The organism is Ensifer sp. NPDC090286, from assembly GCF_044769565.1.
In the GTDB taxonomy this organism is placed as follows: domain Bacteria; phylum Pseudomonadota; class Alphaproteobacteria; order Rhizobiales; family Rhizobiaceae; genus Ensifer.
Window position 1 is genome coordinate 789,165 of sequence record NZ_JBIVYF010000002.1, and the last position, 19,596, is coordinate 808,760.

General features: G+C 63.6%; 19 protein-coding genes. 8 read left to right on the forward strand and 11 right to left on the reverse strand.

The genetic code is table 11. The features are described from left to right. The first annotated feature begins 207 nt into the window (after positions 1–207). A complete protein-coding gene (locus ACIQUG_RS13810; protein ID WP_402322385.1) occupies positions 208–1,614 on the forward strand; it encodes an FAD/NAD(P)-binding protein in 1,407 nt (468 codons plus the stop codon). A 101-nt stretch (positions 1,615–1,715) separates the two neighbouring features. Here ACIQUG_RS13810 and ACIQUG_RS13815 read toward each other — a convergent pair whose 3' ends face one another. The 4 genes from ACIQUG_RS13815 to ACIQUG_RS13830 all read right to left on the reverse strand — a co-directional run bounded on the left by ACIQUG_RS13815 (position 1,716) and on the right by ACIQUG_RS13830 (position 5,150). Continuing rightward, the gene (locus ACIQUG_RS13815; RefSeq protein WP_402323032.1) at positions 1,716–2,534 is read right to left on the reverse strand and encodes an ABC transporter permease subunit; all 819 of its coding nucleotides are present in this window, start codon (positions 2,532–2,534) and stop codon (positions 1,716–1,718) included. A 29-nt stretch (positions 2,535–2,563) separates the two neighbouring features. Next, positions 2,564–3,355 (reverse strand): taurine ABC transporter ATP-binding protein, encoded by a 792-nt coding sequence (locus tag ACIQUG_RS13820; protein ID WP_402322388.1) that lies wholly within the window; start codon positions 3,353–3,355, stop codon positions 2,564–2,566. 71 nt (positions 3,356–3,426) lie between these two features. Next, a complete protein-coding gene (tauA, locus tag ACIQUG_RS13825; RefSeq protein WP_402322391.1) occupies positions 3,427–4,434 on the reverse strand; it encodes a taurine ABC transporter substrate-binding protein in 1,008 nt (335 codons plus the stop codon). Positions 4,435–4,601: 167 nt separating this feature from the next. After that, positions 4,602–5,150, reverse strand: coding sequence for a flavin reductase family protein (locus ACIQUG_RS13830; protein WP_402322394.1), 549 nt, complete (start codon positions 5,148–5,150; stop codon positions 4,602–4,604). 190 nt (positions 5,151–5,340) lie between these two features. Between ACIQUG_RS13830 and ssuD the strand changes: the two genes are divergently transcribed. Continuing rightward, positions 5,341–6,534: an FMNH2-dependent alkanesulfonate monooxygenase gene (gene ssuD, locus ACIQUG_RS13835; RefSeq protein ID WP_402322397.1), complete on the forward strand. Its 1,194-nt coding sequence runs from the start codon at positions 5,341–5,343 to the stop codon at positions 6,532–6,534. Next, entirely contained in the window at positions 6,531–8,012 is a 1,482-nt protein-coding gene (locus tag ACIQUG_RS13840) for an FAD/NAD(P)-binding protein (RefSeq protein WP_402322400.1), read from the forward strand. Before ssuD ends, ACIQUG_RS13840 begins: the two co-directional genes overlap by 4 nt. Here ACIQUG_RS13840 and ACIQUG_RS13845 read toward each other — a convergent pair. The 5 genes from ACIQUG_RS13845 to ACIQUG_RS13865 form a co-directional block, all read right to left on the reverse strand. Continuing rightward, the gene (locus ACIQUG_RS13845; RefSeq protein ID WP_402322403.1) at positions 7,959–8,714 is read right to left on the reverse strand and encodes an MOSC domain-containing protein; all 756 of its coding nucleotides are present in this window, start codon (positions 8,712–8,714) and stop codon (positions 7,959–7,961) included. The two genes, ACIQUG_RS13840 and ACIQUG_RS13845, sit on opposite strands and share 54 nt — an antisense overlap. Further along, entirely contained in the window at positions 8,707–9,414 is a 708-nt protein-coding gene (locus tag ACIQUG_RS13850) for a glutamine amidotransferase (protein ID WP_402322406.1), read from the reverse strand. Before ACIQUG_RS13850 ends, ACIQUG_RS13845 begins: the two co-directional genes overlap by 8 nt. A gap of 25 nt (positions 9,415–9,439) precedes the next feature. Next, a complete protein-coding gene (locus tag ACIQUG_RS13855) occupies positions 9,440–9,994 on the reverse strand; it encodes a peroxiredoxin family protein (RefSeq protein ID WP_402322408.1) in 555 nt (184 codons plus the stop codon). Between the two features lie 64 nt (positions 9,995–10,058). Then, positions 10,059–10,607 (reverse strand): carboxymuconolactone decarboxylase family protein, encoded by a 549-nt coding sequence (locus tag ACIQUG_RS13860; RefSeq protein WP_402322411.1) that lies wholly within the window; start codon positions 10,605–10,607, stop codon positions 10,059–10,061. A 202-nt stretch (positions 10,608–10,809) separates the two neighbouring features. Further along, positions 10,810–11,466 carry a MarR family winged helix-turn-helix transcriptional regulator gene (locus ACIQUG_RS13865; protein WP_402322414.1) on the reverse strand — a complete coding sequence of 219 codons (657 nt, stop codon included), beginning with the start codon at positions 11,464–11,466 and terminating at the stop codon, positions 10,810–10,812. Between the two features lie 149 nt (positions 11,467–11,615). Here ACIQUG_RS13865 and ACIQUG_RS13870 point away from each other — a divergent pair, with 149 nt between their 5' ends. From ACIQUG_RS13870 to ACIQUG_RS13890, 5 genes are all read left to right on the forward strand, one after another. After that, on the forward strand, positions 11,616–12,062 hold the full coding sequence (locus ACIQUG_RS13870; RefSeq protein ID WP_082005895.1) for a pseudoazurin: 447 nt from the start codon (positions 11,616–11,618) through the stop codon (positions 12,060–12,062). Between the two features lie 116 nt (positions 12,063–12,178). Beyond that, the gene (locus ACIQUG_RS13875; RefSeq protein ID WP_402322419.1) at positions 12,179–12,721 is read left to right on the forward strand and encodes an MgtC/SapB family protein; all 543 of its coding nucleotides are present in this window, start codon (positions 12,179–12,181) and stop codon (positions 12,719–12,721) included. Positions 12,722–12,860: 139 nt separating this feature from the next. Then, entirely contained in the window at positions 12,861–13,889 is a 1,029-nt protein-coding gene (locus tag ACIQUG_RS13880) for an alpha/beta hydrolase family protein (protein WP_402322422.1), read from the forward strand. A 208-nt stretch (positions 13,890–14,097) separates the two neighbouring features. Then, a complete protein-coding gene (locus ACIQUG_RS13885) occupies positions 14,098–15,981 on the forward strand; it encodes a patatin-like phospholipase family protein (RefSeq protein WP_402322425.1) in 1,884 nt (627 codons plus the stop codon). 353 nt (positions 15,982–16,334) lie between these two features. Beyond that, complete coding sequence (locus ACIQUG_RS13890; protein WP_402322428.1) at positions 16,335–16,796, forward strand: histidine kinase; 462 nt, start codon at positions 16,335–16,337, stop codon at positions 16,794–16,796. Positions 16,797–16,894: 98 nt separating this feature from the next. Here ACIQUG_RS13890 and ppk2 read toward each other — a convergent pair whose 3' ends face one another. Further along, positions 16,895–17,749, reverse strand: coding sequence for a polyphosphate kinase 2 (ppk2, locus tag ACIQUG_RS13895; protein WP_402322431.1), 855 nt, complete (start codon positions 17,747–17,749; stop codon positions 16,895–16,897). Next, positions 17,736–19,499: a SulP family inorganic anion transporter gene (locus tag ACIQUG_RS13900; RefSeq protein ID WP_402322434.1), complete on the reverse strand. Its 1,764-nt coding sequence runs from the start codon at positions 19,497–19,499 to the stop codon at positions 17,736–17,738. Before ACIQUG_RS13900 ends, ppk2 begins: the two co-directional genes overlap by 14 nt. Positions 19,500–19,596 lie beyond the last annotated feature (97 nt).

Here is a 19,596-nt window from a genome sequence, read left to right on the forward strand (position 1 = left end):
TACCGTCTAGGGATGCGCATGCGCCAAGGTGCCAGGCCAGCCGGGATAGGACATACGGGCTCGACCGTCGATGCGGTGGACGGTATCTTCACGCGACCCTGCGGATGGTTGCCGATAGCCTTACAATTCGGTCGGTGTCTGCGTTGAGGACCGAAACAGCCATGCATTTCAAACTTTGCCGGCGAGGCCGGCCATAGGAGAGTGCACATGACTGTCCATGGATTGTTTGCCAAGACGTCTCCGACGGAAGGGGGCCCCAGGGGCAAGCCGCATATCGCCATCGTCGGCCGCGGTTTTTCCGGCGTGATGATGGCTATCGCTCTGATGAAGTCCGTGCGGGCCGCCTTTCACGTCCATCTCTTCGACCCGCAACCGACGATCAGTGGCGGGCAGGTGCTGGCCACCGCCCAGAGCGGCGAAATCCTCAACAGCCGCGTTCGTGATCTTTCAGTGGCCGCCGGTCAGCCCGAAGACTTCAATGACTGGCTCTCGGCCAACGCCGAGTTTCGCGCCGCCGTGCCGGCGGCCATTCCCGGGTTTCAGCAGATCTTCGTGCCGAAGAGCATCTTCAGCGATTATGTCTATCAGCGCTTCTCCGAGGCGCTGACGCGCCGGCCGGATATTTCGATGCAGCTCTCCTGTCAGGCGGTGCTTGGTCTACGCAAGCAGGCCAATGGGCGCTTTCTGGTGGTGCAGGAGAACGCGACGGTGGAATGCGACGCCGTTGTGCTGGCGACCGGATTTGGTCTGCGTCGCGGTGAGATGGAAGTCGCTGAAGAGGAAAAGCCGTTGGTACGCGCGCGCCGTCTCGTCGTGCCGCGCCACACGGTGCTGCTTGGCAGTGGTGTTCGGGTGGTCGACCGCCTGCTGCAGCTTCGCGACAACGGCTTTGCCGGCGAGGTCACCATCCTCTCCCGTCACGGCTTCCTGCCGCAGCCGCACACGCGCCTTTCGGCCGCGCCGACCTTTCCGGTCGAGCCGATGCCGACGCGGCTCGGCGAGATCGTTCGTTTCGTCCGGCAGGCCTGTGCGGAGGCCGAGGCGGCAGGGCTCGGTTGGCAGGCGGCCATGAACGGCCTGCGCCGCCGGGCGCGGTCGCTGTGGCAGGCGCTGCCCGAGGAAGAGAAACACCGCTTCAACAGGCACCTTCGCTCGATCTACGACAGCCACCGCAACCGCCTGCCGGCACCCCTCTACCTGCGTCTTCGGCAGGAGCTAGCGAGCGAGCGGACCGTGCTGCGTAAGGGCTGGGCCGGCCGGCGCCGTCCGGAAGGACTGATGGTACGCTTTGCTGGTGAAAGCGAGGAGACGCTGCTGTCAGCCGATCAGGTGATCGATTGTCGCTGCTCGGCGCCAGATCTTCAGGCGCCGCTGATGCAGAGCCTCTTTTCCGGCGGGCTTGCCGAACCCGACGAACTCGATCTCGGCATAGCCGTCAACCCGGCGGGCGAAGTGCTTGCCGGCGGAGATCCGACGCCCGATCTCTACGCCATTGGGCCGCTCGGCGTCGGCAGCCTGCCGGATATCGATCTCGTGCCGGAGATCGTCACGCAGACCTATGCCGCGGCGCGATTGATCGCGACCCGGAACCGGGTCACTCTGAAAACTGGTTAAAGCCTGTCGTGTGACGCCAGGCTTTAACCACTTGTCTTTGTGCATTTCGTTGCCGCAAAACCGCTGCGCACTTTTGCGCGACATGCATTGACGCTTGCCGCTTACCGCCGCGTTGCCCAGGGTACCAGCCAGCGCTCTATCAGGCGTGCCGCCAGTTCGAACAGGAAGGCGACGGCAGCGATGACGACGATACCGGCGATAACCACGTCGGTCACGAGGAACTGGGCCGCGGACTGGATCATGAAGCCGAGGCCGCGAGTAGCGGCGACAAGTTCGGCCGCCACCAGCGTCGACCACCCGGCGCCGAGCGCGATGCGGGTTCCCGTGAGGATCGAGGGCAGGGCGCTGGGCACGATGACGTGGCGCAGGACCTGCAGCCGCGACGCGCCGAAGGAGCGCGCCGCGTTGACGTGATCGGCCGATGCGGAGCGGACGCCCGTTGCCGTCGAAAGGATGACCGGCGGTAGCATCGCCAGTGCAATCACCGCAATCTTCGACGCCTCGCCGATGCCGAGCCAGATGATCACCAGGGGCAGATAGGCAAGCGGCGGCAGCGGCCGCAGGAATTCGACGATCGGATCGAGGATGCCCTTGCCGATACGGCTCGCTCCGATGGCAAGGCCGGCGGGAATGCCGACGACGAGGGCGACGGCAAGCGCGCCGAAGATCCGCAGCAGGCTGGCGCCGACATGCTGAGCCAGCGTGGCATCGACAAAGCCGGTGACGGCAAGGCTCCGGAGTGCCTGGTAGACGGCGACCGGTGACGGCAGGAACAGTGGCGAGACGAGGGTATAGCTGGAGGTAAGGCTCCAAAGGAAAAGCAGAGCCGTGATGGTCGCGAGCGAAATCCAGGCAAGCGGCAACGGCGGTCGCTCGGCGCTCTGTTCACGTTGCTCATCCACGTGGCGCGCCGCAGGCATGATCGGCGGCAGGCCTTCAGCCGAGATGCTCATGCGGCAATTCCTTCTTCTTCGGCATGGATGAGCACGGTCAATTCGTCCTGCAGGCGGCGAAAAGCGGCTGAACTGCGGATTTCCGAAAGCGGCGTCCCGGCGAGGTGATCACAGCCGAAGGTCGTGATGATTTCGCTGGTGATCCGGCCGGGGTTGGGGGCAAGCACGATGACGCGCGTTGCGAGCAGCAGTGCCTCCTCGATGCTGTGGGTGATGAGGAGGGCGCCGACGCGGTTCTGTTGCCAGATGTCGAGAAGAAAGCCCTGCATGCGGCTTCGGGTCAGTGCGTCGAGCGCGCCAAGCGGCTCGTCCATCAGCAGAAACTTCGGGCTGGAGGCGAGTGCGCGGGCAATGCCGACACGCTGTCGCATGCCGCCCGACAGTTCCCAGACATGCCGCTCGGCTGCATCGCTGAGCCCCACCTGGTCGAGAAGAGTTCGCGCCCGCTTGAGCCGATCTGCCCTGGACAAACCGCGCAGGCGCAGGGGAAAGGCGACATTGTCGAGCGCCGTCAGCCACGGATAAAGGGCATCGTCCTGAAACACGACGGCGCGCTCTACGCCGGGGCCGGTGACCGGCGCGCCATCGAGCCGAATACGCCCGCCGCTCGGTTTCACGAAGCCCGCCGCCAAATTGAGAAGGCTGGTCTTGCCGGAACCGGAGCGTCCGATGACGACGACGAATTCGTCGTGGCCGATGGACAGATCGATGGACGCAAGCACCGGCGTGTTGCGGCCGGCATCGGCTCCATATCGCAATGTGACATTTTCAAGCGAGAGGACGGACATGCTGTTCTCCTGGCATGCTGCCGTGTGCCCGCCCGAAGATTTCATCCGGGCGGGCAGCAATTGGGTGACCGTCAGAACGAGAGCTTTGCCGCTTCCTGTGCCCAGCGGGCGGAAACGTAAGGCGCGTAGTCGAGGAGGACTGCCGGGATCTTGCCCTGTTCGAGCAGGAAGGCAGAGGTCTGGGCGATCGCCTTGACTGTCGCGCCGCCGAGGAGATCGCCGCTCGCCTGTTCTTCGAGCGAGGGGAAGTAATAGCCCTTGAGCAGGTTCGGCACTTCTTCAGGCTTTGCGCCGGTGAGCCGTGCGATCTTCTCGGCCTGCGGCGAGCCTGCGCTCCAGGCTTCGGGCTTGGCGCGATAGTCGGCATAGGCGTCGCCGGTCACCTTGACGAAGCCGGTGACGATTTCAGGATGTTCTTCGGCAAACTTCTTGCTGACGATCCAGGCGTCGAAGGTCGGTCCGCCCCATTTCGCGACGTCGCTCGATGTCGCAAGCACGGTAGCGGTTTTCTTGATTTCGGAGAGAACCGGATCCCAGACATAGGCGCCGTCGATATCGCCGCGCTGCCAGGCGGCCGCGATCTCCGGCGGCCTGAGGTTGAGGATCTCGACCGACTTCGGGTCGACATTCCAGTGTTTCAAGGCGGTGAGCAGACTGTAATGCGCCGTCGAGACGAAGGGGGTTGCGATCTTCTTGCCGGCAAGCTCTTCCGGCTTGTCGATGCCCTTGACCGCCAGGGCCTCGGCGTCACTGATCAGGCCGACGACGAAGATGGTTTCGAGCGGGATCTGGCGGCTCGCGGCGGCGGCAAGCGGCGAGGATCCGACATAGCCGATATCGATCGACCCGGACGCAAGGGCCGCAATGACATCGGCCCCACCGTCGAACTTCTGCCAGGTGATCTTGGCGCCAGTCACCTTCTCATAGGTCCCGTCTGCCTGCGGGACGCGCGACGGCTCGACGATGGGCTGGTAGCCGATGGTCAGCGTGGTTTCGTCCGCATGGGCTGGAAGGGAGAGTTGGCTCGCCGCCAAGAATGCGGCACTGGCGGCAAGAAGGGTGCGTCTGCGGATCGTCATCGTATGCTCCTCAACGGGTTGCGGCTTCCTCGGGAAGTCCTGATGTTATGTTGATTAAAAGCATGGATTTTATATAGATAAATTATTCCGCTTTTTGCCGCTTTGCAGAGAGCGCCTTCCAAAATTGAAATCTGTGGCGGCGCTCTGTGCCATGCAGGAAAGCCGCGTCAGAACTGCACGCCGCCATAGCGGCCGTTGTGGTAGACGATCGGTTCGCCTGTCCCGGCCGTAATCGCCACCACTCGGCCGAGGATGATCGCATGGCTATGGCGCTCGATGATCTCCTCGACCTCGCAATCGATGGCGGCGAGCGCGCCGGCAAGCGCTGAGGCGCCGCTGGCAAGCCGGATCCATTCGGCGCCATCGTAGCGGGCCGCACCCTTGGCGCCGTCGATACCGGAGAAGCGCTCGGCGACCCTCTGCTGCTCACGCGACAGAAGGTTGACGCAGAAATGCCGGTAGCGCTCGATGACGGGCCAGGTGGAGGACGTGCGGTTGATGTTGACGATCATGGTCGGCGGATCGACGGCGAGTGCTGTGGCCGAGGTCACGGTGGCGCCGGTGCGCTCCTCGCCTATCCCCGCCGTGATGACGGAGACACCACCTGAGAAGTTTCGCATGGCCGCCTTCAGCGCCGGCGTGGTGATTGACCCGTAGCCATTGGCGGTCGGAACGATGGCATCGAATGCGGGAGAAGCGGCAAGCGCGATGGTCATGGCCAAATCCTCGAAAAATTTAAATCTAATTCCCGATCGCCGACAGCTAATCCGGGAAAAATTTTTCCTCATATCAAGGATGATCGTCCGAATTCTTATTGTCAATAAATTTTATAGAGTTTATGCTTTTTGCCAATCGAGGGGCCTTTTGGGCTGCCTCCGAAAGGAACCTGTGAGGAGCCCTGCGCGAATGGGAATTGTGTCCAACGAAATCCCCGAGAAGATCCCGGAAAAGATCAATGTGCTCTGGTTCCTGCCGACCCACGGCGACAGTCGCTATCTCGGAACCACGCGTGGCGGGCGAAACGTCGATCTCAACTATCTGAAGCAGGTCGCGCAGGCCGCCGATACGCTCGGCTATTATGGCGTGCTCATCCCGACGGGACGGAGCTGCGAGGACAGCTGGGTGGTTGCCTCAGCGCTGGCACCGCTCACCGAAAAGCTGCGGTTCCTGATCGCGGTGCGGCCCGGCCTGCTCTCGCCGACGCTCGCGGCCCGCATGACCGCGACGCTGGACCGTCTCTCGGGCGGGCGGCTGCTGATCAACGTCGTAACCGGCGGCGATCCGATCGAAAACAAGGGCGACGGCATTCATCTGGCGCATGGTGAACGCTACGAGGTGACCGAGGAATTCCTGAACATCTACAAGGCGGTGCTTCGCGGAGAAGAAGTCGATTTCAAGGGAAATCACTTCGACATCGAAGGCGGTAAGCTCCTGTTCCCCTGCGCGCAACAGCCCCACCCGCCGCTTTATTTCGGCGGCTCCTCCGGCAAGGGGCAGGAGGTGGCAGCGCGCACGATCGACAAGTACCTGACCTGGGGCGAACCGGTCGAGGACGTCGCCAAGAAGATCGCCGAAGTTCGCGCCCTGGCCGATGCCGAGGGCAGGGAGGTCACGTTCGGTATCCGTCTTCATGTCGTCGTTCGCGAGACCGCAAAGGAAGCCTGGCAGGCGGCCGACGAACTGATACAATATGTGGACGACGAAACGATTGCCGCCGCACAGAAGGTGTTCGAGCGCATGGATTCGGTTGGTCAGAGCCGCATGAGCCGCCTGCATGGCGGCCGGCGCGATAAGCTCGAAATAGCTCCCAATCTCTGGGCCGGCGTGGGCCTGGTGCGCGGAGGGGCAGGCACGGCGCTCGTCGGCGATCCCGATCAAGTCAAAGCGCGCATGGAAGAATACCGACAAGTCGGCATCGACAGCTTCATCCTGTCCGGTTACCCGCATCTCGAAGAGGCCTATCGCTTCGGCGAATTGGTACTGCCGCATCTGCCGCTGGCCCACGCCATCCCGGCGAGGGAGACGTCGATCAACACCGGACCGTTCGGCGAAACCATCGCCGGCGATCATCGTCCGAAGCTGAAGGTCTCCCAGTCGTGACAGCTGTGCGGCGAACGGTCATTGCCATCGTCGGCGGCGGCTTCACCGGCGCGGTGGTCGCGGCAAACCTTGCGCGCAATGCCGCCAGCGACGGCGCGGCCATCGTGGTCTTCGAACCGCGAGACTGTCTCGGGGCCGGACTTGCCTACGACACCGGCAATCCCGCCCATCGCACCAATGTGCCCGCTGCCCGCATGAGCCTCGTTCCCGATGATCCCGACGACTTTCTGAAGTGGCTGGAGGCCAATGGCGAGCCCTGCGGCGACCCGGAAGCGAGGGCGGCCGACGGCCATCTCTATGTGCGGCGGGCGGTGTTCGGGCGGTATGTCGGCGCGTTCGTCGCGCCGTTCGTGCGGAGCGGCAAGGTCGTGCACCGGCGCGAACGCATCGCTCGTATCGAGCGGCGTGGAACGCGCTGGAAGCTGACCTCCGATTCCGGGACGGACCTTTTGGCCGATATCGTCGTGATCGCCACGACGCATCCCTCGCCTTGTGCGCCGAAGAGCGTCGCGCAGGCACTCGAAGGCCACCCGCGTTTCATCACTGATACCACCGTTGCGGGCTCCCTTGCCTGCCTTCGTCCCGACGATCACGTTCTGGTGCTCGGAAACGGCCTGACGGCGGCGGATGTGATTGCGTCGCTGAGGCTCGCCGACCACCGCGGCGCGATCGTCGCCCTGTCGCGCCGCGGCCTTCGCTCGCGCGGCCATGCGGGAAAAGCGCAGGAACCCTTCGGTGATTTCGTCAGCAACCCGGCGCGAACCGCGCTCGAGCTGCTTCGACGCGTGCGTCTGGCAGTACGGCAGGCTGCTTTGTCCGGGCTCAGCTGGCATGCGGTTTTCGATGCCCTGCGCAGCCAGGGTGGACAGGTCTGGCGGGCGTTGCCGGTGGCGGAGCGCCGCCTGCTGGTGAGGCGCCTGCGGCCCTTCTGGGACGCGCACCGGTTCCGCGTGGCGCCGCAGATCGACGATGCGATCCGGCAGGCAGCCGAGATGGGACAATTGCGCATTCTCGGCGCTTCGATCGAAGGCGTCGAACGCTATGGCCAGGTCATCGCTGTCGACATCCGTCACCGGCAGACGCGTGCCCATGAGCGCCTGTTGTTCGATGCCTGCGTCGTGACCACCGGTCCGGCGCACACGGGCATTCTTTCAAGCCAGGAATGGCTCGCGGATCTGGCGTCGACGGGCTGGCTGCGCCTAGACAATGTCGGACTGGGGCTTGCCTGCGATGAGGCAAGCCGGGCGATCGGGGCGAGCGGCGTGGCCGAGAGATCGCTGATCGTTGCCGGACCGCTGGCGCGCGGCACCTTCGGCGAACTCATGGGCCTGCCGCAGGTCAACGATCACGCGATCTTTGTTGCCGACGAGATCGCCGAGATGCTGGCGAGGGCGGACAGGGGCGCCACTCGCCGGAGAGCGGCGTCATCCGTTCGGCAGCGAGCGGTCACGGCCATCGACGGCGCCATCAGGCGTTGAAGCCGAAACCTCGCCGTCGAGTCGGCGGGACCAATCCTCCACAGATCGCGTTTGCAGACGCTTGACGGCGTACTCGCGCCAATTCGGCGGCAGGATGGCGAGATCGGCGATAGCGGACAGGGCCTCGCGGTTGAGCGTATCGACGTAAAGATAGTGCCACAGCCGGGCGATCGTCCATTCGGGATGGCGCCGCTCGACGCGTTGCATCCGGTCGTCCGGCGAAACCATGCCCGTTTCGATGACCCGGTAATACCATCCGGTGCGGCCGGTCTGCTGGACGCGGCGGGCCATGTCCGGCAGATCGAAACGGCGGTTGAGCTTCCAGCACGGCTGCCGGCCCTGGCTCACCTCGAGAAGGGCTTCGCCGAGGCGAAACCGGTCGCCGATCGCGACATCGCTTTCGGTCAGCCCCAAGGCCGAGATGTTCTCGCCGAACGCGCCCCGCTGCTGCAGCTGCGCAACATTTCCGATCTCGTCAACCCATGTCTGATAATGGTCGCGCGGGTAATGGTGCACGGCCTTGTCCGGGCCGCCGTGCCTCTTCAGGTCGCCCTGATGGTCGCCGGCAAAGCCGGTTGTGCCGAGATGCACCGGGCCGAGAGCCGGGCGTTTGTCGATGCCGCTTAGGGTTCCGCGGTCGTCGATCGGCGAGAGGCTGCCGATGAGCAGGGCGTCGAGCGCGATCGGTGCCCGCTCAACCATCGATGTTCTCCAGCCATTCGCCGATCATCGAAGCGGCCGCCGCCTCGAGGCGAGGCCCGAGACGTCGGGCATCGGCTCGCAGGCCCGGAACGCTGAGCCCGGCGGCCGCCAGTTCGCAGGCGTGACCGACGAGCCAGCGTTCGAACGCCGCGCCGGCTTGCGCCTCCGGGTGAAACTGGAGGGCGAGCACGGTCTTGCCGCGTGCAAAGCCTTGTTGCGCGATCAGCGGTGTCGAGGCCAGAAGTTCCGCGCCGGCGGGCAGGTCGTAGGTATCGCCGTGCCAATGCAGGACGGAAACGTCGGCCAGATGGCGGAGGGAGGAGGCCTGGCCTGCGGCGGTCAGGCTCAACGGCGAAAATCCGATCTCCTTCAGGCCGGAAGGGTAGACGCGGGCACCGAGCGCACGGGCGATCAGTTGGGCGCCGAGGCAGATGCCGAGCGTCGGCCGGTCGCCGGCAAGACGCGCCTGAAGCATGGCGATTTCCCCTGCGATGAAGGGGTAGGCCTCGTCTTCATAGACGCCGATCGGGCCGCCGAGCACGATGACGAGATCGGGCTCCAACGGATCGAAAGAGAGGTAATTTTCGTCGCCGACATCGCGATACTCGATTTCGAAACCCGCCGCTCGCAGCGGTCCGGCAAAGCTGCCGAGATCTTCGAAATGCACGGGCCTGAGGGCGAGCGCCTTTCTGGTCGTCATCGTCTGTTCTCCATGCTCAGAGGTTCTAGCCGGCACGCGCGTCTGGGACGCAGCCTTCGCTGGTGCAGCCGGCGGAAGTGGTGGTCACCGCGGCAAAATCGGGGATCGGCGCGGAAAGGAGCGTGGCAAGACGCGCGCCGATGACCATGTCGTCTTCGATACCGAAACGATGGTGTTCGATATGACCGTCGCGTCCGATGATGATAGCCGTCGGCGTGCCGCGCATGCCGTAGAGTTCCATCGTTTTCGGTATCGGTCCCTGGTCGGAAGGCTGGTCGACGGCGATCGGGAAGGTCAGGCGATATTCATGAATGAAGGCCTTCAGCGCTTCCGGTGTCATGACCGCGTGATGCTCGAACACCGAATGCAGGCCGAGGACCTGAAGATCGGTGTCCCGAAAAACGCTTTTGACGCGCTGCGTTTGCGGCAGTCCGTGCGAAACGCAAGCCGGGCACAGCATCTGAAACGCATGAAGGAAAACGACCCTGCCACGAAGCTGCGCAAGGCTTGGACGTTCCTGTGTGTTGAACCAGGTCGAAACGGCGAGTTCCGGAGCCGTGATCCTGCGATTGCTGTTCATTGTTCTCATCTCCAAGAGGGCCGGGCGAAGGCTCGCCGCCCGGCCACTGCAGTGTGTGTGAGGGTCAGGCGGCTTCGCGGACGAGCTTCACGCCGGGGAAATCGACGGGAACGGCAAGCGCGATGTTGATGTAGTTGGTGAACAGGTTGAGCGCGACATGGGCGACGATCTCGACCACGTCCTCGTCATCGTAGCCGGCCTCGCGCAGGGAGCGCACATCCGCGTCGGACACCTGCCCGCGCGCATCGACGAGCTTCTGCGCAAAGGCGAGAGCAGCGGCCGTCTTCGGATCGGCGGACTTGCCGCGTTGCGCGGCCGTCATCTCCTCGGCAGTCGCGCCCGCCTTGCGGCCAAGAGCCGTGTGGGCCGCCAGGCAATAGTGGCAATCGTTGCGATCCGCGACGGCGACGGCGATCTGCTCCCCGAGCTTGGCGCCGAGGCGACCGTTGCCGAGTGCACCGAAGGAGCCCCACATGCTGCCAAGGGCCGCCGGCGAATTGGCGACGGCGCGGAACATGTTAGGTGCTACCCCGAAGGCGGAGCGGATTTCGCCAAGCAGTTCGGCGCTGGGACCGGTTGCCGAAACGGGGTCGACTAGATTAATTCTGCTCATGGTTTTCTCTTTCTGTTCGCTGGAGGGAGAAAATTGCCGGTCCGTCGATGGCAGTCGTCGGACCGGCGCCGACATCATCGTCTGTCCGCTTGCGACGCAGGAAACAGCGCTCGCGAATTGCGATGGTGAAGCTTGTTGAAAAGGCGCCGGGGATGCTCGATGACGCCTTCAGGACCGCCGGCGGCTGTATCGTTTCGCATGATCAGACCGTCTCGCGATTGTAGAGGCGCCAGGCGGCCCGTTGCGCCTCGGGTTCTGCCGTTTCGTATTCGCTGCAATCGACGCGCAGTTCCGCCGGCCCAAACGCAGCATCGACGAATGCGCAGTGATGCGGCGCTTTCGGATCGTCGTAGACATGCGGCCGGAAGTATCGACAGTTGACGCACATGCGCTGTTCCGGAATGGCGCCAGCCGTCTGCAGGCCGCGGATGATCTTGACGAGATGCATGAGCAGGTCCTGCTGCTCCAGCCTCGAAAGCGAAGCGATGGCATCCTCCGTTGCGGAGGCGAGCCGGCCCGCCTGTCGTACCGCGTCCTCGCCGGCCGGCGTGGTGGCAACCGAAAGCGCGCGTGCGTCGCTCGGATCTGCGCGCTTTTCGACCAGCCCCTTGCGCAGCAGTGCGTTGATGGAGTCCGTCGTCGTCGGCTGGCTGACGCCGAGATAACCGGCAATCTGTTTCACCCGCATTCCGCTGCGACCACGGGCGACGAGGAAGGTGAGGATCTGCAATTGTGTAGGATTGAGGCCGATCGCGTCCGCGCTCGACCAGGCCTCCGTGCGCATGGCCGTCGCCACGCGGGATAGCCCGTCGCCGATGCGGTCGACCAGGGCCGGTGTCGTGTCAGGTTCGTTGCTCATGAGGTGATTAATATAGGAATCCTATGCATTGTCAACACCGATAAAAAGCGACGCGAATTTGACGCGCATCAAAGTGGAGGGGGCGTCTCAGGCTTAATCCTCTTCTCGAACAACCCGAACACGGGCTGGTCGCTCAAATGGAGAAGACGATGTTGAATGCAATCAAGAGCGGATTTGGTATCGCGATCGCGGCAATGCTGGTCGCCGCGCCGGCAGCCGCCGCGGACTTCGAAGTGCACATGCTGAACAAGGGCAAGGACGGCGCGATGGTTTTCGAGCCGGCGTCGCTGAAGGTTGCGCCCGGCGACACGGTCACCTTCATTCCGACCGACAAGGGACATAACGTCGAAACCATCAAGGGCATGATCCCCGATGGCGCCGAGGCCTTCAAAAGCAAGATCAATGAAAACTATAAGGTGACCTTCACGGCACCCGGCGTCTACGGCGTCAAGTGCACGCCGCACTACGGCATGGGCATGGTGGGTGTCGTTCAGGTCGGTGATGCACCGGCCAACCTGGAAGCGGTCAAGGGAGCGAAGAACCCGAAGAAGGCTCAGGAACGCCTGGATGCGGCCCTCGCGGCGCTGGGCAACTAAGCGACTTCTAGCGCTTCGGAGCGGGGTGGGGACAGGCCGCTCCTGGCGTCTGCGCACTGGGTGAGGCGCGGGCGCCATCATGCGGAACCAATGCGAAGCATTCGCGTTGGTTCCGCATGGATCAGATCACCGCCGAATTGTTCCCGCCGTCGCAGATCCCCTATACGGTCATTTTTGCGCGCATCCTCGGAGCGCTGCTAATGGGCGCGGTCATCGGCTTCGAGCGCGAAGTCAAGGCGCGCCCGGCCGGCCTCAAGACCCATATGCTCGTCTGCCTCGCAGCCTGCACCTTTGGCATCATCTCGATCGAAAGCGTCCGCCTTGGCGGCTTCTTCGACGAACGCGTCCGCATTGACCCGCTGCGCGTGGTGGAGGCGGTAACCGCAGGCGTCGCCTTTCTTGCAGCCGGAACCATCGTCCTGTCTCGCGGCGAGGTCCAGGGCCTGACGACCGGCGCGAGCCTCTGGCTCGCAGGCGCGATCGGCATCTCCGTCGGTTTCGGCCATTGGATCGTCGCCGGCCTTGCGGTCGGCTCCGCCTTCACCGTTCTTACCATCATCGGCCATTTCGAGGGCAAGGCCATGCGGCACGAAATGCCCGACGTGGAGCCGGAGGGCGAAGGAACTGCAGCGTCCGGCAAGAGACGTCCGAAGCGATAGGTCCGCTGACCCGCCACAGGCGTGCTTTCCCACAATTTTCGATGCTGCCGCCAGCCGCTTTCGTCCTCGATCGCGTTCGAGGTCGCCGGTTGGCCGTTTTCGCGGGATGGAGGCCAGGTTTTCAACCGAAGGGCTTCTCATGTTCAAACCATTCGTTTTCGCCGGTATCCTGTGGCTTGGTTCCGCAGTGCTCGGTCACGCCAAAGATGCGGTCGGCTTTCGGGAGGCCGACATTTACAAGGACAGCGCTCGACCACTCCACGTTGCGCTCTGGTATTCCACTCAAGACCGCGCGGCAGCCACTACCGTTGGCGACAACCGGGCCCTCGAGGGTATCCAGGCTATCAGAAATGCGGCGACCACCAAGGGAGCGCGCCCGTTGGTCGTGCTCTCCCACGGTTACGGCGGCAGCTGGCGCAATCTGAATTGGCTGGCGGGCAGGCTGGTCGAGCAAGGCTATGTCGTCGCTGCCCCGGATCACCCGGGCACCACCACGTTCGACAGGAGCGCGAAGCAGGCGGCGGAATTGTGGGAGCGCCCCCATGACCTCAGCCGGGTCATCGATGCGCTGATTGCCGATCCGGCGCTTGCCGGGGACATTGATGAAAGCCGGATTGCAGCCATTGGCCACTCGCTCGGGGGATGGACGGTGAGTGCACTGGCCGGGGCGGCATTCGACGGGGATCGCTTCAGGCGTGATTGCGAGACAAATGCCAGTCCGCGCGCCTGCAGTCTCAGCGCAGAGCTTGGCCTCGATCGGCCCGAGCTCGAAAAAGACCTGAGGGACCCTCGGCTCGGTGCCTTCGTGTCGCTCGATCTGGGGCTGGCGCGGGGCTTTGATCCCGACAGCCTGGAGCGGGTTCGTCTTCCATCACTGGTCATTGCCGCCGGCACCGATATCGGTGACATGCCGGCCAGGCTCGAATCCGGTTATCTCGCCGAGCGCTTGCCGAAAAATGCGTCCACCTATGTCGAAATCCCCGATGCGATGCATTTCAGCTTCATGCAGACTTGCAAGCCGGGCGCTGCGGCGTTGATCGAGGCGGAGACGCCCGGGGACGGCATCGTCTGCAAGGACGGCGGGGTTCGTGGACGCGACGAGATCCATCGGGAACTCGCTTTTCTCATCATCGGTTTTCTGGCTGAGGCATTTCCGGCCGGCCCGTGAAACGGTGACGCAACGCCGTTCCGCACAGAAAGGTTGCATCCGGCTGGCGCCCGCGGTCTCGCGCCGCTATCGTGTCTTGAGGGGCGATGCCGTCCATTTCTGGTCCGGTGAACGCCGGGTGCGCCATCTCGCATGGCGAGGAAATCTGTTCGGCAATCCCGATCGAAACGGCTAAGCTCGGAAGTGGCCCGTTTCCAAGGAAGGTTCGATGGACGCCACCGGTTCCCTTGCTGCCAAGTTGTTGTCGGAGACCCTGATGTTCGACCAGACGTCGCTGGCCGCACTGGAAGCCTTGGCAGCCAATTCCGATCGCGGCATCGTGCGGCGCGGCGAGGTTCTGGTCCGCCAGGGCGAGCCATCGGACCGGTTTTTCGTGGTCCTCTCCGGCCGCTTCACCGTGCACCGGGATGACGTCTCCGAACCGGTTGCCGAGATCGGGCAGGGCGAACTCGTTGGCGAGGTCGGCTTCTTCGCCGGCCTGCCGCGCATGGCCACGGTCGTTGCAGTTCGCGATTCCATTGTCCTTTCGATCTGCGACCACCAGTTCGAAAAGGCGGCGCGCACCCTGCCGAGCTTGCGCCAGTCGGTCACCACGTTTCTGGCGCGACGGTTCGCCAAGCAAGCGCCGGCTTCGCCGCATGCCAAGGGTGCTTGCCGGATAAGGACGCTCGCAATTGTTGCGGCCGGAAGCAGCCGAGTTTCTCCTCGCTTCATCGACCTGTTGCGCAAGGCTTTCGCCGGGTCCACGCGCACGGCCTTGCTGGCGAGGGCCGACATCGAGGAGCGCTTTCCCGGCATTCCGGTCGATGATCAGCCGGTGCTGGACTGGCTCAACCAATTGGAGGCCAAGGTCGGAGGCATCGTCTACATCGCCGACGAGGAGCCGAGCGACTGGACGCGTGTCTGTATTCGCCAGGCCGATGGCGCCCTGTTGGTCGGCGAGGCCTCCGGCTCTGAAAAACGCAACCCGTCGGAGCAACTCGCATTGTCGGTGCATTCGCCATCGAGCGTGCGGCTGGTTCTGGTCCACGACAAGCGCGCCGCAACGGTCACCGGCACCAGCGCCTGGCTGAACGAGCGCCCCGGCATCCGGCAGCATCACCATGTGGCGCTCGAAGACGGAGAGGATGTCAAGCGCCTGGCCCGCTTCATTTCCGGGGAGGCGAGGGGCTTCGTCGCCGCCGGCGGAGGCTCGCTCGGATGCGCGCATCTTGGCGTTCACAAGGCTTTCGTCGAGGCCGGCGCGTCCTTCGATTATCTGGGAGGCACCAGTTCGGGAGCGGCGATGATGGCGGGCTTTGCCCGCGGCATGAACGCCGACGAGATCAATCGTGGGACGCACGAGATCTTTGTCCGCAGTCGCGCGTTTCGTCGACTGACCGTGCCGCAATATGCGCTGCTGGACCACAAGGTGCTCGACCGCACGCTGCAGGCGGAATATGGCGACGTACTCATCGAGGATCTCTGGCTGCCCTTTTTCGCGCTGTCGACCAATCTCAGTACCGGGCAAGCGCATGTCCATCGGCGCGGAAAGCTGTGGCAGGCCGTCAGAGCGTCGGGCTCGATCCCCGGCATCCTGCCGCCCTTCTTCACGGCCGACGGAGACATGCTGGTCGACGGGGCGATCATGAACAATCTGCCGCTGGAGCAGATGAAGGAGTTGAAGACAGGCCCCAACGTCGTCGTAAGCCTGGGCGGGGGTGGTCCTGGAAAACAGCACATCGACTATGACAGCATACCCGGGGCGTCCGAACTGACTGTCCGGTTGCTGAACCCTTTCGGCCGCTCGGGCTTGCCGAAGATCCCCAACCTGATCCAGGTCATTGCCGCAAGCATGCTGGCGCATCGGCCGCAGGAGATTGCGCTTGGTGAAAGGGACATCCTGATTTCCCCACCGGTTTCGGCCGCGATCAGCTTTATGGATTGGAGCCGGCACTCCGAACTGTTCGCCGAAGCCTATCAATGGGCAAGGTCATGGATTGATGAGCGTATCGGCGAGAACGACCCGCGAATGGAGGCCATCTTTGGCCTGCCGGCCCACTCCGGCTCGCTGGAAACATATGGCGGGGCAACGGGGCGTTCCGCACTCTAGGATGCGCCACATATCTGCGGCCCGAACTTTTCAGTCGGCTTGGACGCGCGCGGATTTTCGACTGATATTGTCGCCCCTGTTAAGTTGTCACCGTCCTCTTGAGGTTGTAGTATTTTAGGATAGCCTTGTGTCGGAGGAGCCAGCGGCGGCTCTCACGGTCCGCTGTGAAAAGACCAATGAATAGAGGGTCATCGGAGAAACAGCGGCTCGCATTCAAAAATGTTTCGTCCCCGAACTGCACTCCGTTCGGGTTCCCTTGGGTGTAACTGCGGGACGTTCCTGGCCATGCGATGCGCGGAAAGCGTGTACCGCCTCGTCACAGAGCGCCCAATAGCTTGAAGTGGATCGATGTGATGTCTGACAACAAGAATGCCGGCGCACCTCCGAGTGCACAGGACCTCAGAATGCAGATGCTCCAGCGCGAAATGGACGAGATGGACAAGGAGCGGCGGCTGAAATCCATCGAAGAACAAAAGCACGCCGACTTTGCTGCTGATTTTCTCAAGAAGCATGTCACGGAAGAGGAAATCGCGGTCGTCCGCCGGCTGGTAGCGAACGCCGTGAAAGCCGGCAAGTTCGAAGCCATGGTCTACAGCTTTCCGTCCGAACTTTGCACCGACAGCGGACGTGCGATCAACAGCGGCGACCGGGATTGGCCGAACACGCTGCAAGGAAAAGCAAAAGAATTCTTTGAACGCTACCAGAGCTTCGGCAAGCCAAGTGGCTATAAGTTGAAGGCGATGATCATCAATTTCCCCGGCGGCGTGCCCGGTGACGTCGGGTTCTTTCTGAACTGGGCGCCTGACAAAGCCTGAGGCCAGCTGACCCGGTCGCGGATCTAGCGGCAGCGCCCGCCAGGGGCGCGAACGGACGGGGTTGAGCGCCCGCACCTCCCGGTGCGGGCCGCGTCGCGTTAGAAGACGTCGGGCACGTTTCTGCGGACGTGGTCGTCCTCCGCAAAGCCATCCGGCCGCTTCTGGCGCTTGCCGAGGTCGGGCTCTGAGAACTTCACGCGCTCGTACGGGATCGACGACAGAATGTGCGTGATGCAGTTGATGCGGGCTCGCTTCTTGTCATCCGATGGCACGATCCACCAGGGCGCAAATTCGGTGTCCGTCATGCGGATCATCTCGTTGTAGGCGCGGGTATAGTCCCACCAGCGGCGATAGGATTCGACGTCCATCGGGCTGAGTTTCCATTGACGCAGCGGATCGGCAATGCGCTGCCGGAAGCGTTTTTCCTGCTCCTTCTCGCTGACGTCGAGGAAGTATTTGAGCAGGATGATGCCGCTTTCGACCATGGCCGCTTCGAAACGTGGCGCGAGCTCGAGGAAGCGCCGGGCGCTGTCGTCCGAGCAGAATCCCATGACGCGTTCGACGCCGGGACGGTTGTACCAGGAGCGGTCGAAGATCACGATTTCGCCGGCGGCCGGCAGGTGCTGGATATAGCGCTGCATGTAGATCTGCGACTTCTCGCGGTCGGTCGGCGCCGGCAGCGCGGTGACGCGGAAGACGCGTGGGCTGACACGCTCGGTCAGCCGCTTGATCACGCCGCCCTTGCCGGCCGCATCGCGGCCCTCGAAGACGATCACGATGCGCGCGCCGGTTTTCTTCACCCAGGCCTGCAGATGGGCGGTCTCCTGCTGCAGCCGGGCGAGCTCCTTGGCATAGCCCTCGGACGACGATTCCTCCGAAGTCGTTGCGTCCGCGGCTATTTCGCCGTCGCTCTTGTCTTTGCCCTTCTTCTTCTTGCCGTCATGCTTGCCCATTCTTCCCTCCCGTTTGCGCATGGTCATCTGGCTTGATTTCGACGGAACCGGCCGGTTGGTCGGCGTTCCGCCCGTATTTGGCCTCGTAGGCGTCGAGCGCATCTTCCATCCCCTCGAAGATCATGCCCGGGCCGATCTTCTCGACGACTCCGGACCGCTCGAGCAGGGCGCGCGCATCGGTGTGCAACTCGGCAAGGCCGAGCGTGATGCCGCGGCTCTTCAGGTCGTCTTGCAACTCGCCAAGCATGTCCGCGGCGGTGCTGTCGATTTGCGGGATGGCGCTCGCGTCGATCACCAGCCAGCGGGCGGGCTGGGGCAGGCTCTCGGCGATCGCTTCCAGCCGCTCGCGAACGTAGTCGGCGTTGTAGAAAAGCAGGCTGTCCTGCACCATGCAGGCGCCGAATCCGGGGACCGGGCGTGCTTCGGTCATGCGATGCAGCTTGTAAAAACCGTCGCGCCCCGGGATGCGGCCCAGCATGGCGTCGTGCGGATACATGGTCTGCAGGATGAGGTAGACCAGCGTCGCGGCAATGGCGATGACCACGCCGTTGAGCACGCCGAGGCCGATCGGTCCCCAAAGGGCAATCAGTGCGAAGATGAACTCGATGCGGTTGACGCTCCAGATCCGTCGGAGACCGTCGATGTCGATCAGGCTGAGGGCCGTCGCCGCCAGAATTGCGCCGAGTGCCGCGACCGGCAGGATGCGCAGGACGTTGCCGAGAAAGAGCAGCACCGCCATAAGGGTTGCCGCAGCAACGAGGCTTGCGATCTGCGACCGTCCGCCAACGGCGAAGTTCACGGCCGTGCGTGAATCAGAAGCGGTCACCGGAAACGTCCCGAACAGGCCGGCCGCGATGTTGGCGGCGCCAAAGCCGCTCAGTTCGCGGTTCGGATCGACGCGGTAGCCGCCGAGTGCGGCAAAGCTGCGCGCTGCGATGACGCCGGAGCCGAAACTGACGAGGAAGATCGCTGCCCCCCCTGTCAGCAGGGCGTCGATCGGCAGACCCTCGAGACGGGGCAGGACGAAGGACGGCAAGCCGTCGGGAATGTTGCCGACGACCGTCATACCGCGCCCTTCGAAATCGAAGAGATAGGATAACAACACGGCGACGAAGACGACGATGACGGGACCTGGAACGGGCGAGCGATAGATCCGGGCGACCTGAAGCAGCGCAAAACACGCCAAGGCAAACACCAGGGTGGGCCAATGGATGGAGCCGGCTTGTCTCAGAAGTTCGAGAATGGGGCTGATCAACCCCTCGGATTCGATCTGCACGCCGGTGACGCGCTTGATCTGCCCGACCAGGATCGAGAGCGAAATGCCGGCAAAAAAGCCCGTGAGGATCGGGCGCGACAGAAAGGTCGCGAGCACGCCGAGACGAACGAGGCGGGCAATCAGACAGAGCATGCCGACGATGAGCGCAAGCAGGGCGGCGGCAGTCACGCGGTCGGCGTCGCCGGAGGATGAGGCGAAGACCGTGGTCAGCACCGCCGCCAGCACCGTCATCGTCGCCGCGTCCGGTCCGACGATCAGTTGCCGCGACGGACCGAAGAGGGCGTAGGCGACGAGCGGCGTGATGCTCGCGTAAAGGCCAGTCTCGGGTGGCAGTCCGGCGATGGCCGGATAGGCGATCGCACTCGGCAGCCCGACCGCGGCAATGGCGACGCCGGCGGAGATGTCGTTGCGCAGCCAGCTTCCCTGATACCCCTTAAGATTGTCCAGAAGCGGCAAGCGAGGCAGGTTCAGCATGCTGACGGTCCCCGGGGGCATTGCCCTCTCAATCTGCTCTAAACGCTATAATTCTGGCCACGCGAGAAGCGCAAACAATGCACTCTACCATTGCGTA